Consider the following 12,328-nt stretch of genomic DNA (forward strand, 5'->3'; position numbering starts at 1 on the left):
CCAACACCAGGCGTTACACCCTGCAATTTTTGCAGGCTAAGGGAGAAACTGTCGTTTGATCAACTTGGAGATTGGGGGTAGCCGCCACCTGCAATGGGAGAAGAATCTCGCACGCCGCACCGCCCTACTATATTAGCAGAAGCGCATGAATTGGATTAGAATGCCACCCCAACCGCCGCCGCTTTCAATCCCCTCACGATTGCTGGACGGTCGGCTCATGCTTGCGCCCCGGCAACGCGGACAGAACCGCTCGACTTGCCGGTTTCGATCAGCGCATCGATCAGCCGGTGCACCTTGAGCGCCTCCTCGCCGGTCACCTTCGGCGCGCGGCCGCCGCGGATCGCCTCGACGAAGTCGGCCATCACGGCGCGGTGGTGGTCGTGTGGAAAGGCCATCGGATCGGCGCCGGTGCCACCGCCTGAGCGGTCCGGCTCGATCACGATCTTTTGGCCGTTTTGAAACTGCACCAAGAGTTCGGTGCCGCGCACCAGGGCCGTGCCTTTGGCGCAGGTCAGCACGATCTCCTCGAGAAAGCCGGGATAGGCGGCCGTCGTCGCGTCGATGGTGCCAAAGGCGCCGTTAACGAAGCGCGCCGCCGCGCAGACCATGTCCTCTGTCTCCATGCTGTGAACGGGCGTGGTCGCCGCGAATCCTCTCACCTCGGCGATCGGTCCCACCAGGCTCAGCATCAGGTCGAGCGTGTGGATGCCTTGCGAGATCAGCACGCCGCCGCCGTCCCGCGCAAACGAGCCCCGCCCCGGCTCGTCGTAGTAGCTCTGCGGTCGCCAAAGACGGATCACCGTCGAGCAGCCGACGATCGCGCCGAGTTCGCCGGACGCGAGAATCTCGGCCAGTTTCACTCCCGCCGGCCGGAAGCGGTGCTGCAGGACGACGCCGAGCTTGACGCCGGCCTTACGGCAGGCGGCGACGAGTTCTTCGGCGCGGGCGGTCGTAATGTCGAGCGGCTTTTCCATCAGCACGTGCTTGCCCGCCTCGGCGCAGCGGATCGCGATGTCGCGATGCGTGTTGGCGGGCGTGAAGACGGCGACCGCCTCGACGCTGCCGTCATTCAGGATGGTGTCCAGACTGTCGCAGAGCGGGAACGGGAACTTCTCGCCGAAAGCACGTCTCCGCGCCTCGCTCGGAGCGAAGGCGTGGACCACCTCGACCCTGTCCGACAGGTCCATCAAGCCGCGGGCATGCGGCGTCACCGCCATGCCGAGGCCCACGATTGCGATGCGCGTCTTCTTCACGGGAGGATGGTCCTTGTTTCGATACGGCGAGGCGTGCCGATACCCTCGGTGCGGGCGATTGCGCAACCGCGTCGAAGCTGCCGTATGGCGCCATGCCGGTATGATACAAGCCGCCATAGCGATGACAATGCAGCCGAGTGCGATCGTCACCGCCTGCGCCGAACCGAGCCTGGTCGGGCTTGAGCCAATCGACGACATCGCCGTGTCGAGGGATCCTTCCGCAACGCGCAGTGAAGCCTATCCAGGCGAACGTGCCCGGAATGGCAACTTCTCCCACGGAACAAACCACCGATCGCTGAATTAGGACATCAGGAGGCATGATCATGGACCGTATAGAGCGCATCAGGCGGCGAGCCCATGAAATCTGGGAGCGCGAAGGCCGACCGGAAGGCAGGGAGCGCGAGCATTGGGATCAGGCGGTGCAGGAGATCGAGGCAGAGGGTTCCGAAGACGAACGCGGCCCGGTCGTACCCGATCCGGCCGTCGGAGCCGGCTCCGACCCGGACCTGCGTGGCGCCAAACCTCGGAAATGACGCGATCCGACATCGGCGAAATCGGCGCAAAATGGCGTGCCGGCCTGCTTCGTCATCGGTCTCGCTGTTGACCGGCCGGACTGTTCTTGACCGAAAGGAGAGCCAATGCCTCGTCTCGTCACCTGGATTGTGATTGTACTGGTGGTGGTCTTTGCCGCCTGGATCTGGATCGGGCGCGACGAAAGACCCGACAGCAGCGAAAGCCAGCCGGCGCCTCATGCGATAGATCAGAGCGAATGAGGCGAACGGCCGGGTGGCCGCGATCTCCCGCTACCCCGAAGATGACCCTCCGTTATTCTTAGCCGCCTGCTCTCGCTGCCTTTTCAGGACTTCGTCAGTCCCGACCAGCTTTTTCGACCCGCCGGATATCGTTGTGGACACCACGGCAGGCGGGTCGCTCGCGGGGAAGGAATCCTCAAGGCCGGCCTGCAACTGGTCTTCCAAGATTTCCGGCTCTTCCGACCGACCAGGTGTCCTTCGGGCTTTTGTTTCCTTCGGCGGCTGTTTCATCGTCGGTGAAGACTTGACCTCTCGAACACAGGCATAAAGCTGTTCGATGGCAAATTCCTTCAGTGTTTCGAAGTTGGCTCTACCGTCATCATGCATTGCCTCGATACGGTCGACCATTGCTTTCTCGAACTGGCCAAGGCTATCGCTTCCGCAAGCCTGGCAAAGGCGCAATAGTGCTTCGTTGAGCATTTTTGGGCCAAAGTAAGCCGACGCCTCGAGCTTTAGCCGCTGCAACTGCTCTGGGGTTGCCGCCTGAAGTTTTGACATATGCAGCCCTTTCGCCTGATGAGCATATCAACGGCAATTATCGGCAGATGTTCCATCCGCCAGGCAAGCAGCGGCTCCAGCTTGCCTCGGTCTCGCCGGCGCTCGGCGCATTTCGAGCAGTGGGTGCGCCAGATAGCTTCCTCCGGCGGATCCGGCATTTCAGTGAGCGGTCGGCCGAGAAGATGCTGGTAACGGGACGCCTGGCACTGATCTCCGTAGTAGTATCGCTCCGGCTGGCCAGCGACTTGCGCGACCCAAATCGCGGGATTTCGCGGATGGTTGCGTATCGTGGAGCCCTCCGGCGCCCAATACGTGAACGGCGGCGCAGGGTCGGCCTCGATCACGACCCGCGGCTCCGCCAATTTCACCGGCGTGCTCGATATACTCTGTTGTTGTTCATCGGATGAGGTACAAGCCGACACGAACAGAACCACGCAGCCTGCTGCCGCAATCAGTGATTTCATAAGATTGCCTGGCCTCCTTGAAGCACAGCGTCGGTCTGCTCCTTGGTTGGCGCCTGATAGCCAAATCCAGCCGACAATGTGGTTGGGAGATCACCTTCTTAGCGTCACCTTGCACAGCGCAGCGGCAAGTCCGACGGCATTTAATATTTGGGGTGGCGAAAAAGATCAGACGCAGCTAACGTATCGTTGCTTTGGAGAGTATCGTGCGTACGAGACGTTTCAGAAAGCCGATAGTCGTTCAACCTGGCCGGATCGATCGCGACAGGGTTGTTTTGTCGGTGTCCGACGCGGCCAAAGTGCTGCTGAGGGACTGGCCGGCGCCAGCCTCGCAGACGCGGCTCGCCGCGATCGAAGCCTGCCTTGCCGTTATCCGCGGCGAGAAGCCGCCAAGGGTCGCGCGCCAAGCGTTCATCATCGCGGCCAAGGATGCAAGGATCCTGCTCGGCGAACAGGTCTAGACCGGCGCGGTCAGGTCGGGCCTTGTTCAGGCATTACAGCCGACGGGCGAGCAACTGGCCCGTCAGCAGTCGACCTGTCTGAGACCGGCCACGGCTCACCGGACAAACCACCGCAATCGGCGGGCTATCGTCCTACGTCATAAGGGGTCGAGGTACGTCTGCTATGGCAGGCTAGGCTAGGTGAACTTCCGCGATCACGCCATAATCAATCCGGCGAATTTTGCTATTCTTTCTTCGCGGCGAATCCCAACGCGGCGTGGCCGGCGCCACCTAGGCAACCCCACCTTCCCCCGCCCCTGCGGCGCCGGCCATCTTTCGCATCGGGTATCCCGACACGCCACCGCTACCCCGTGAAATCCGTGGTCACGATATCCGTGAATGATCGATTGCCGACGGTCCTGCCCTGACGGCTCGCCGCGAGGCGATGTTCGTTGTGCTGTGCAACCTCACGGACGGACGCGCGTTAACGACGGTTGTCTGATTTTCGCGCAGAGAGGGTCATCATGGGAAATTACTCGAAACTGATCGGTTCAATCGTTGGGCGTAGTGGGTTGGCTCGGCTCGAAATACGCCTTGCCGCCCAATTTGACTTCGCCGGAAATCCAGGCCGCGGCTACGCTCATCCTGAGCGCTGCGGCGACGTACCTGTTCCCGGCAAACACAGCAGGCACATCGCCAACAGCCGAACGCCCCTCTGGTACGACCCCCCAACAGCAGTGAAGACCATACCCGTCCCTTCAGGTCCTTTGACCATGTCGGCTGGACCGCGCCTGTGGCGTGCCCGGCGAAACCTGCAGGTGCGCTCAGTTTCAGTCTCGCCCTGCCCTTTCGCTGATTTGAGAGCGGCCAATGACCGGCGTTCTCCGGGGAACAGCTGAATCCGGAGTTGCCTTTTCGATGGAGTTGCCATGAAGATAGTAATCGTTGGGGGCGGCATCGGCGGCCTGGCTACGGCACTGGCCCTGCACGAGCTCGGCGTGGAAGCCGAGGTATACGAGCAGACGCGCGAGCTGCGCGAGCTTGGCGTCGGCATCAACATGCTGCCGCACGCCGTCAAGGAGCTGGCATCGCTTGGCTTGCTGCCCGCATTGGATCTCGCGGGCGTCCGCACACGCGAGCTCGTCTATGCCAATCGGCTCGGCCAGACCGTTTGGCAGGAATTGCGTGGCACCGATGCCGGATATGCAATGCCGCAGGTCAGCATCCATCGGGGCAAGCTGCATGGCGTGCTCCTTCGCGCCACGTTGGAGCGGCTGGGTGCGGCGCGAATTCATACGGATTGCCGGCTGGTGGATTTTCACGAGCGGACAGATCGGGTCGTCGCGGCCTTCGAGCGCCGTGACACCCGCGAGCGTATCGAAGCCGCCGGCGATGCGCTGATCGGCGCGGATGGAATCCACTCGACGGTCCGCTCGATACTGTACCCCAATGAGGGCCCGCCCGCATGGAATGGCTTCATGCTCTGGCGGGGTGCGGCCGAATGGCCGGTCTATGCCGATGGCCGGACCATGATGATCGCCGGCGGGAATGCCGCCAAATTCGTCATCTACCCCATCCATTTCGATCCATCGAAACCGAAGACCCGACTGACCAACTGGGCAGTCATGGCGCGCATCGGCGACGGCAGAGCTCCACCGCCACGGCGCGAGGATTGGAGCCGTCCGGGACGCCTGGACGAGGCGCTGCCCTTCGTGCGCGACCGCTTCCGCCTTGGATTCGTCGATCCCGTGAGCCTGATCGAGACGACCGGCACATTCTACGAATATCCCTGCTGCGACCGCGATCCCTTGGCTCGCTGGTCGTTCGGCCGCGCAACGCTGCTCGGCGACGCCGCCCATCCGATGTATCCGGTCGGCAGCAACGGCGCCAGCCAGGCCATACTGGATGCGCGCGCATTGGCACGCTATCTCGCATCGGCGGCGTCGGTGCCGGAGGCGTTGGCCGCCTACGATGCCGAGCGGCGGCCGCCGACGGGGGAGATCGTACTGGCGAACCGAAAAGGCGGACCGGAAGGGGTTATCGATGTCGTGGAGGCGCGGGCTCCAGACGGTTTCGACGACATCGATGAGGTCGCGAGCTATCCCGAGCGCGAGGCGATCGTGCGTGGATACGCATCGATGGCCGGCTATGCGCGCGACCAGGTGAACCGGGGCTGAGCCTGGCCAGTTCTTCGACGGTGCGCTTCATGTTCCAAAAAGAGTCCAAGGCAGGACTTCAGTCTGTGAGCTGGCCGACCATGGGCCGGCGCAGGCAGTGCTTTGGTCCGAAACTGCTATCGCAAAAGCCCTAGGCGGGGAAGTTCAGGAACCGATCTCCTGCAGGTGCCGTTGCGATGCCGACCCTGTGACAGGAGGCTGCAATGGACCCTCAGCATTCACCAGGCACGTTGGCTGCTTTTTCCAGTATTTGGCTTGGTGTTCGGGGTCGCGGCCGTCGGGCTTGTTGTCGGCTGATTGGGGCCTGATCGTTGAAGTTACACACTTGCGCAGCAATTAGTCCCTTCCTGCGCCAGCTAGACCCACCGGTCTCTCCCCCCATGAGACTGGTGGGTCTTGACACCGCCTGATGATGAAGGAAGCGTGTCAGCGCTGAGCATAGAGGATGGCTCGGCGAATTCGAAACAGCAGGCAGAATGCAACGCGCGGTAACGGTTAGAGGATATTCTAACATGCTGTTGGCAAGCTTATTGAAGGCACCGGCCACACGGCAACCAAGGGTTCGGGCTGCCATCTGCCTTGCTGCACTGACCTCCATTCTCACCATGAGTCCCTACCGTGTAGCACAATACGGATTGTCACCGACGCTCGGCCCGCAGGCCGCATGGGCAAAGGATGGTGGTCAGGGAAACTCTGGGAATTCCGGAAACTCTGGGAACGCTGGGAATTCCGGAAACGCCGGGAATTCTGGAAATGCTGGGAATTCGAACTCCAACAGCAATGCGGGCAAGAACAAAGCAAAATCACCGGAAGACAGTCCCCCTCAAACTCCGGTCACCGTGATAACCCCCAAGGGCAAGCCAAAACTGTATATCAACGCGACTACGGGAGATCGGATTGAGGTGCGCGGATCGAGCCTTGGCGTGGTGCATTCCAACGGGCTCAGCGAGCGCATCGACGACGGCCACTATGAAATGCGCGATGCTAAGGGCCGCACCATCATTCGGCGCGCGGCAACACGCTCCGACCGGTCAAGACTGCTCGCCATGATCGAGTGATGGCAGGTTTTACAAGCGGCAAGCCATCTGGCCGCACCGCAAGGCTGCCGTACTTCATGCAGGATGGCGGACAGGCGAATGCAGACGCTCGGTCGCGTCGCGCAATGTCATCGCGGCTTCGGTCCGGTTGCTCACGTTGAGCTTGGCGAGAATGCGCGTCATGTGATGCTTTATGGTTTTCTCATGCAGGTTCAGCTGAAGACCGATCCGCTTGTTGCTCAATCCCGCGGCAACGAGGGTCAATATCTCTCTTTCACGACTGGTGAGTTCGGCCAGCACGTCGGCTTTCGCTATTGCGGTTGACTGCGCAGACAAGTCGACCAGCACACGCGCCGACAATTGCGGGCAAACATACCGTTCGCCCAACGCCACCGTGCGCAATATGGCGGCCAGTGTTCTCGACCCGACACCCTTCAGGACATAGCCTCTTGCTCCGCTCTGCAAGGCGGTCACGACGTCCTGGTTTTCCTCCGAGACGGTCAGCATCACGATTTTCAGATCCGGGTTCCGCTGCAGAGCCGGCTCGATCGCGCTCAGCCCCCCTCCAGGCACCGAGATGTCCATCAGAAGGATATCGAGCTGCTGGTCTTCCGATATCCGCAAGGCGTCGTCCCTGCTGCTGCCTTGGGCAACGATCTCGAATCCGCCGATCTGATCGAGAGTGCGCACGACGCCTTCCCTGAACAGCGGATGATCGTCGATGACGGCGAGCTTTATGGCCGCTGGCATCATGCCTGTCCCATTTCAGCTATGTTGAGAACCATTTTCACCACTGTGCCATTCTGTGAAGATGTTACTGCAAATTGGCCGCCAAGGCTTTCTACCCGCTCACGCAGCCCGACGAGCCCGAGCCTTTCAGGATGGACGATCTTTGGGTCGAAACCTAGGCCGGTATCTGAAACCTCGATAAAAACGCGCTCCCCGTCGAAATGTTTCGCGACCGATTGACCGGCACCCCCGGCGTGGCGGAAGCCATTGTTCAGCGCCTCCTGGATAAAGCGAAAGATGCAGATCTTGGCCGCCGGTGACAAGGGTGTGTGCCCCCCGGCCGTGGACAGCATTACTTTGACGCCAGTCCGCTCTTCGTGCGCTCGCACGGCAAGCCCAAGGATTTCCGTCAACTCCGCATTCTCGACATGCGGCAGCACAAGGCCCTTGCTGATGTTCCTGATTTCGCGCATGGCGTCGTCCAAATTGGCTTTGACGGCCCGCAATTCCCGGGCGCGCGCCGCAGCCGGCGTGGCAGGATCGGCAAGCACGGGGCTGTCGATCCCCAGTGCAGCGAGGGCAACCAGTTGCGCCGGCCCGTCGTGCAGGTCCGCACCGATGCGCCTGAGGTAACGTTCGTTAAGCGCCGTGGCGCGCTGCGAAGCGCGCTGCACCCGCAACCTCAACAGTCTGTTTTGAGCAAGCAGATCGGAAAGTTCGGCAATGCGCTGCTTCAATGAGCGGCTCTGGGAGTCAATCGTACGGCTGCCACGAAAAACGATCGCCGAAAGCCCGAGGAAGAAAATAGCGGTAACGGCAGCGACATCGAACCAAGTTCGAACGAGTGCCTGCCTGAGGTCCTTTTCAAAATCGGTGGCGATCTCGTAGAATTCCAGAACAGCTACGACTTCGCCCGACCACGGCTGAAGCACCGGATTGTAGATTTCAAGAAGATGCAAACCACTGTCTCTCTCAGCCTGGCTCTCCAGGTCATCAAGCTTGTCGAACTCCGAGACCATGCGACCTGCGAACGCAGTCCGAAGGTTGTCGCTGGGTGAAAAGCGCTTCCCGGTCAAGGCTTTATCGGTTGAATAGAGGATGGTTCCGTCGCGGCGCCAGAGCTTGAAGGATTGGAGCCTCGTGCCGAGTGCGCCTTGCCCCAGCGTTTCATCCAGCGCATGGGCGACACTCTCCTCCAGCACTTCGCTCCTGCGCATGTCGGGAAGCAGTGGCGCGATAACGCTGTCGACGTAAAGGGCGGTAGCGGAAGCCGAGTTCCGGGTGACCGCGGCTTCTATCTGGCTTGTCACGGACATGCCCACCACGATCATCGCCGACAGCGAGAACAGTCCGCCCGCGAGCAGAAACTGAGTGGCCAGCGACAGTGCATTCCATCGGTCGACCAGTCTTGTCGCTCTGTATGGCGCCATATTCGCAGCGAACCGGCCAATCTGTTGTCGAGCGACGCTAAGCGACGCCCTCGTTGGTTGCAACCGATCTATTGCTAGGAACTTAGGGCTTATGGACCGGACGGAAACCGGTCGAGGCGGTTTTTTGCGCAAGTTCCACCGCTCTTGTTGAGCGAGGCAGCAGGCCATCACATGCCAGCTCCGATGCTTCGGTCTACCGGCATGGATGATGGTGCAACGCCTGATCGCCCATCGCGGCGAAAGGTGCTGCGGTTTTTTCACTTCCGGTCGCGCAATGCCCTCACCGCTCGAGTCCGATCGCGGTTCCGGACGGCTCGATATCCGGACCCATTGCGCGCAGCAGGCCAGACCTAAGTCCAACGGCAAGACGTCGCGGATGGGACCGAAGCCCAGCCAAGGAACGTTTGCAGCGGTCTCATGTTGAGTGGGTCTGGCGCGAAGATGATGCCAAGAGAGATCACATAACAGGAGGCAATTATGAGAATGCGTCTTTCCACTGCAGCCGCTGGGGTTCTGCTGCTGGCAGGTGTCGGCGCCGCTGCCGCTCAGGACGTGATCATCGCGCCTGAACAGGAGACCGTCATCAGACAGTATGTGGAAAAGCAGCCGCTCGCATCGGTGAAAATCCCTGGGGTGGAGCTCAATATCGGCTCAACGCTGCCCGACACGGTCGAGCTTTATGAAGTTCCCGATGTCGAATACCGCTACGTTGTGGTCGACGATCGAACCGTCATCGTTGATCCAGGCACGCGCAGAATCGTCAAAATCATTGAGTGACCCGAACACGTGGGGAGGAGAGCCCGCCGCTTCGAAATGAGCGGCGGGCGACGTCTGTGCTATGGGCCGTCAAATGCGAACAATCAGCAAGCTTTTCGATTCCCGCGACCAGGCAGCGCATGCCGTTGCCGCGCTTCAGGCGGCAGGAGTTTCTCACGAACAGATCAGCGTCATCGGACCTTACGACGACGAAATCGGCGCAGTCTTGCGCGGTCCGGGCGGTACTGCCTTTGGCGCGGCGGCTGGTCTGTTGATCGGCCTGGGTGCTTTTGGAGCCACCGGCGTTGATCCTGTCGGAGCAGCGGCTGGCATGGTTCTCGTCGGCGCGGCCTGCGGCAGCTTTGCCGGCAGGCTTCTCCGGGCATCCGCCGATCCTGCCAAAAAGCCGGATGAGCCGAATGTTGCACAAGGCGTCATTTTTGTGATGGTGCAAGTCGATGAAAAGCAGGCTGGCATCGCGCAGGCAGTGCTCGAACGTCCCGCTCACGTAAGGCAACTCGTGGCCACGGCCGGGTGAGATGCGCCGGGCTGGTACGCGCGAGACCGGCGTTGACGTGCGAAGCTTGCATTTCCCAGCCTGTGGCCACGAAGCGCCTTCAGTCTTCCCTCTGGGACTAACGGCTCACAAGGCTGGAAGCGTCTGCTCGACCAGATTGACGTAGTAGCGCATCACGGTCGGCACGATCTCGTCATTGAAGACGTAGCGATCGCCGTGCAGCCCCTCGCCTGGGCCGACATCGCCGGCGGCGATCCACGCGTAGCAGCCGCCGGCCTCGCGGATCATGAAGGCGAAATCCTCGCAGCCGAGGCTCGGGCTGAACTCGGTCGAGACGTTCTCCCTCCCGACGGTGGCGGCCGCCGCCTCGACGGCGCGGGCCGTCGCGTCAGCCGTGTTGATGAGCGGCGGATAGCCCTTCTTGTAATCGAGCGTGGCCCTGAGCGCATGGGCCGCGGCAATACCCCGAGCGATCTCGCCGATCAGCGTCTGGCAGTGATCGGAATGACCGGGCTCGAAAAAGCGGCAGGTGCCTTGCAGCCGGACCTTGCCCGGCACGATGTTGCCGACATTGCCACCGTGGATCTGCGTAAGGCTGACGACAAGCGCGGTTTGCGGATCGACCGAGCGGCTGACGATGCGCTGGACAGCCTGGACAAATGCCCCCGCGGCCAGGATCGGGTCGTCGCCAAGCTGCGGCATGGCGGCGTGCGCGCCAAGACCCTCGAAGGTCAGCTCGAAATTGTCGACGGCCGCCATCTGCGCTCCGACGCGAGCGGCGATCGTGCCGAGCTTGACGCCCGGCCAGTTGTGGACGGCATACACAGCCTCGGCCGGGAAGCGCTCGAACAGACCGTCCTCGATCATGCGCATGCTGCCGCCTTCGTTTTCTTCGGCTGGCTGGAAGACAAAATAGACGGTGCCGTCGAAGGCGCGCGATTGGCTGAGCAGTTTTGCGGCGCCGAGCAGCATGGCGGTGTGCCCGTCATGACCGCAGGCGTGCATCACCCCCTCGTTTCGGGACGCATAGGGCAAGCCGGTCTTCTCCACCACCGGAAGCGCGTCCAGCTCGGCGCGAAGACCGATGGCGCGCGTGCCCGTGCCACTGCGCAGGACACCGACGACCCCGGTGCCGCCGATCCCCTCATGAACCTCGTCGAAGCCGAAGGCGCGCAGTTTCTCGGAAACGAAACGTGCCGTTTCGTGCTCATCGAATCCGAGTTCGGGATTGGAATGGATATGATGACGCCAGGCTATGACCTCTGGCGTCAAAGCGGCGATGGGGTCATTATGCAGCATGATGCTCTCCTTCCGCGCCGGCAAAGGCGGTTGATCCAGGAGCAGGATTAGAAGGTTGCACAACAGGCGTCTTGAACCAGATTGACCACAGCAGGGACGAAAGACGTGCACGCAACGGAGACCCGGACATACTGGCGCCATCCCTGCTTTCCTGACCTTGGCCTGTTCAAGGCGCGCTTCGCCAAGCATCGCTACGAACTGCACACGCATCCGACCTATGTGATCGCGCTGATCACGGCTGGCTGCGAACGCATCCGCATCGGCCGCCATACCGTTGTCGCTCCGGCAGGCACCGTTGCCGTCGTCAATCCCGAGGAGTGGCATGACGGGGAACAAGGTGCCGATGAAGGCTGGGCCTACCGCACGTTTTATCCCTCGGTGCCGCTGATGACGGCGGTCGCCCGCGAGCTGGGCCAGAACCGCGCTCCGGTCTTCTCACGCGCGATCGTCGAGGACAGCCATCTCGCCGCGGCGTTGGCGGCGGCTCATGAAGGCTCGACGTCCCAGGATGCGACGAAAGCGGAGGCGTCGCTTCTCGTCGCATTGAGGCGCCTCATCGTTCGGCATGGCGATTGGAGCGGGCGGGCCGACGAGGTCGAACCCTCCGGATCGCCGCAGAGGTTTTCGCTCTACGAGGACCTTGTCGATAGCGGACTTGGTGCGCGGCTCGACTTGCAGCGGCTTGCCGACGCCGCGCGCGTCACCCGGTTCCAGGTCATACGGGATTTCAAGAAGGCGATTGGCCTGACGCCCGCCGCCTATATCCGCGACCGCAGATTGCGTCGCGCCAGCTTGCTGATCGAACAGGGGCTTGGCCTCGCCGACGCGGCAATCGCGGCGGGTTTCGCCGACAGAGCCATCTTTCCCGCACGTTCCGGGCTACGCGCGGCATGACGCCTGGCATGTTCAGAAGAGGCAG

At 61.8% G+C, this 12,328-nt stretch carries 13 protein-coding genes; 8 read left to right on the forward strand and 5 right to left on the reverse strand.

Annotated elements, in window-relative coordinates; translation table 11 throughout:
- Nucleotides 1-215: 215 nt before the first annotated feature.
- Complete coding sequence (locus tag EJ066_RS24995; protein WP_126042627.1) at nt 216-1,253, reverse strand: Gfo/Idh/MocA family oxidoreductase; 1,038 nt, start codon at nt 1,251-1,253, stop codon at nt 216-218.
- 323 nt (nt 1,254-1,576) lie between these two features.
- On the opposite strand from EJ066_RS24995, the gene EJ066_RS25000 reads away from it, so the two are divergent.
- Together EJ066_RS25000 and EJ066_RS32440 are read left to right on the forward strand one after the other, a co-directional pair.
- The gene (locus EJ066_RS25000) at nt 1,577-1,786 is read left to right on the forward strand and encodes a DUF2934 domain-containing protein (protein WP_126042628.1); all 210 of its coding nucleotides are present in this window, start codon (nt 1,577-1,579) and stop codon (nt 1,784-1,786) included.
- 105 nt (nt 1,787-1,891) lie between these two features.
- Entirely contained in the window at nt 1,892-2,026 is a 135-nt protein-coding gene (locus EJ066_RS32440) for a hypothetical protein (RefSeq protein WP_281035439.1), read from the forward strand.
- Nucleotides 2,027-2,056: 30 nt separating this feature from the next.
- Here the strand turns inward: EJ066_RS32440 and EJ066_RS25005 are convergent, their stop codons facing one another.
- Nucleotides 2,057-2,563, reverse strand: coding sequence for a hypothetical protein (locus EJ066_RS25005; RefSeq protein WP_126042629.1), 507 nt, complete (start codon nt 2,561-2,563; stop codon nt 2,057-2,059).
- A gap of 667 nt (nt 2,564-3,230) precedes the next feature.
- Here EJ066_RS25005 and EJ066_RS25015 point away from each other — a divergent pair.
- The 3 genes from EJ066_RS25015 (at nt 3,231) to EJ066_RS25030 (ending at nt 6,699) form a co-directional block, all read left to right on the forward strand.
- Nucleotides 3,231-3,485 carry a DUF982 domain-containing protein gene (locus EJ066_RS25015; RefSeq protein WP_126042631.1) on the forward strand — a complete coding sequence of 85 codons (255 nt, stop codon included), beginning with the start codon at nt 3,231-3,233 and terminating at the stop codon, nt 3,483-3,485.
- A 908-nt stretch (nt 3,486-4,393) separates the two neighbouring features.
- Nucleotides 4,394-5,641: a flavin-dependent oxidoreductase gene (locus EJ066_RS25025; RefSeq protein ID WP_126042632.1), complete on the forward strand. Its 1,248-nt coding sequence runs from the start codon at nt 4,394-4,396 to the stop codon at nt 5,639-5,641.
- A gap of 512 nt (nt 5,642-6,153) precedes the next feature.
- Nucleotides 6,154-6,699 carry a hypothetical protein gene (locus EJ066_RS25030; RefSeq protein ID WP_126042633.1) on the forward strand — a complete coding sequence of 182 codons (546 nt, stop codon included), beginning with the start codon at nt 6,154-6,156 and terminating at the stop codon, nt 6,697-6,699.
- Nucleotides 6,700-6,753: 54 nt separating this feature from the next.
- On the opposite strand, the gene EJ066_RS25035 is transcribed toward EJ066_RS25030, so the two are convergent.
- A complete protein-coding gene (locus EJ066_RS25035) occupies nt 6,754-7,428 on the reverse strand; it encodes a response regulator transcription factor (protein WP_126044035.1) in 675 nt (224 codons plus the stop codon).
- Complete coding sequence (locus EJ066_RS25040; RefSeq protein WP_126042634.1) at nt 7,428-8,837, reverse strand: sensor histidine kinase; 1,410 nt, start codon at nt 8,835-8,837, stop codon at nt 7,428-7,430. Before EJ066_RS25040 ends, EJ066_RS25035 begins: the two co-directional genes overlap by 1 nt.
- 477 nt (nt 8,838-9,314) lie before the next feature.
- Here EJ066_RS25040 and EJ066_RS25045 point away from each other — a divergent pair, with 477 nt between their 5' ends.
- Both EJ066_RS25045 and EJ066_RS25050 read left to right on the forward strand, forming a co-directional pair.
- Complete coding sequence (locus EJ066_RS25045; RefSeq protein ID WP_126042635.1) at nt 9,315-9,614, forward strand: DUF1236 domain-containing protein; 300 nt, start codon at nt 9,315-9,317, stop codon at nt 9,612-9,614.
- A gap of 61 nt (nt 9,615-9,675) precedes the next feature.
- Nucleotides 9,676-10,131: a hypothetical protein gene (locus tag EJ066_RS25050; RefSeq protein WP_245454973.1), complete on the forward strand. Its 456-nt coding sequence runs from the start codon at nt 9,676-9,678 to the stop codon at nt 10,129-10,131.
- A 105-nt stretch (nt 10,132-10,236) separates the two neighbouring features.
- Here EJ066_RS25050 and EJ066_RS25055 read toward each other — a convergent pair whose 3' ends face one another.
- Nucleotides 10,237-11,409 carry an amidohydrolase gene (locus EJ066_RS25055; protein ID WP_126042636.1) on the reverse strand — a complete coding sequence of 391 codons (1,173 nt, stop codon included), beginning with the start codon at nt 11,407-11,409 and terminating at the stop codon, nt 10,237-10,239.
- A gap of 105 nt (nt 11,410-11,514) precedes the next feature.
- Between EJ066_RS25055 and EJ066_RS25060 the strand changes: the two genes are divergently transcribed.
- Nucleotides 11,515-12,303: an AraC family ligand binding domain-containing protein gene (locus EJ066_RS25060; RefSeq protein ID WP_245454974.1), complete on the forward strand. Its 789-nt coding sequence runs from the start codon at nt 11,515-11,517 to the stop codon at nt 12,301-12,303.
- Nucleotides 12,304-12,328: the final 25 nt, after the last annotated feature.

The organism is Mesorhizobium sp. M9A.F.Ca.ET.002.03.1.2 (assembly GCF_003952365.1).
Taxonomy (GTDB): domain Bacteria; phylum Pseudomonadota; class Alphaproteobacteria; order Rhizobiales; family Rhizobiaceae; genus Mesorhizobium.

Bases quoted from the DNA above. Each gene is read 5' to 3' on its own strand.
- EJ066_RS25000 (WP_126042628.1), top strand. From the start codon at position 1,577: ATGGACCGTATAGAGCGCATCAGGCGGCGAGCCCATGAAATCTGGGAG.
- EJ066_RS32440 (WP_281035439.1), top strand. From the start codon at position 1,892: ATGCCTCGTCTCGTCACCTGGATTGTGATTGTACTGGTGGTGGTCTTT.
- EJ066_RS25005 (WP_126042629.1), bottom strand. From the start codon at position 2,563: ATGTCAAAACTTCAGGCGGCAACCCCAGAGCAGTTGCAGCGGCTAAAG.
- EJ066_RS25025 (WP_126042632.1), top strand. From the start codon at position 4,394: ATGAAGATAGTAATCGTTGGGGGCGGCATCGGCGGCCTGGCTACGGCA.
- EJ066_RS25030 (WP_126042633.1), top strand. From the start codon at position 6,154: ATGCTGTTGGCAAGCTTATTGAAGGCACCGGCCACACGGCAACCAAGG.
- EJ066_RS25035 (WP_126044035.1), bottom strand. From the start codon at position 7,428: ATGCCAGCGGCCATAAAGCTCGCCGTCATCGACGATCATCCGCTGTTC.
- EJ066_RS25040 (WP_126042634.1), bottom strand. From the start codon at position 8,837: ATGGCGCCATACAGAGCGACAAGACTGGTCGACCGATGGAATGCACTG.
- EJ066_RS25045 (WP_126042635.1), top strand. From the start codon at position 9,315: ATGAGAATGCGTCTTTCCACTGCAGCCGCTGGGGTTCTGCTGCTGGCA.
- EJ066_RS25050 (WP_245454973.1), top strand. From the start codon at position 9,676: ATGGGCCGTCAAATGCGAACAATCAGCAAGCTTTTCGATTCCCGCGAC.
- EJ066_RS25055 (WP_126042636.1), bottom strand. From the start codon at position 11,409: ATGCTGCATAATGACCCCATCGCCGCTTTGACGCCAGAGGTCATAGCC.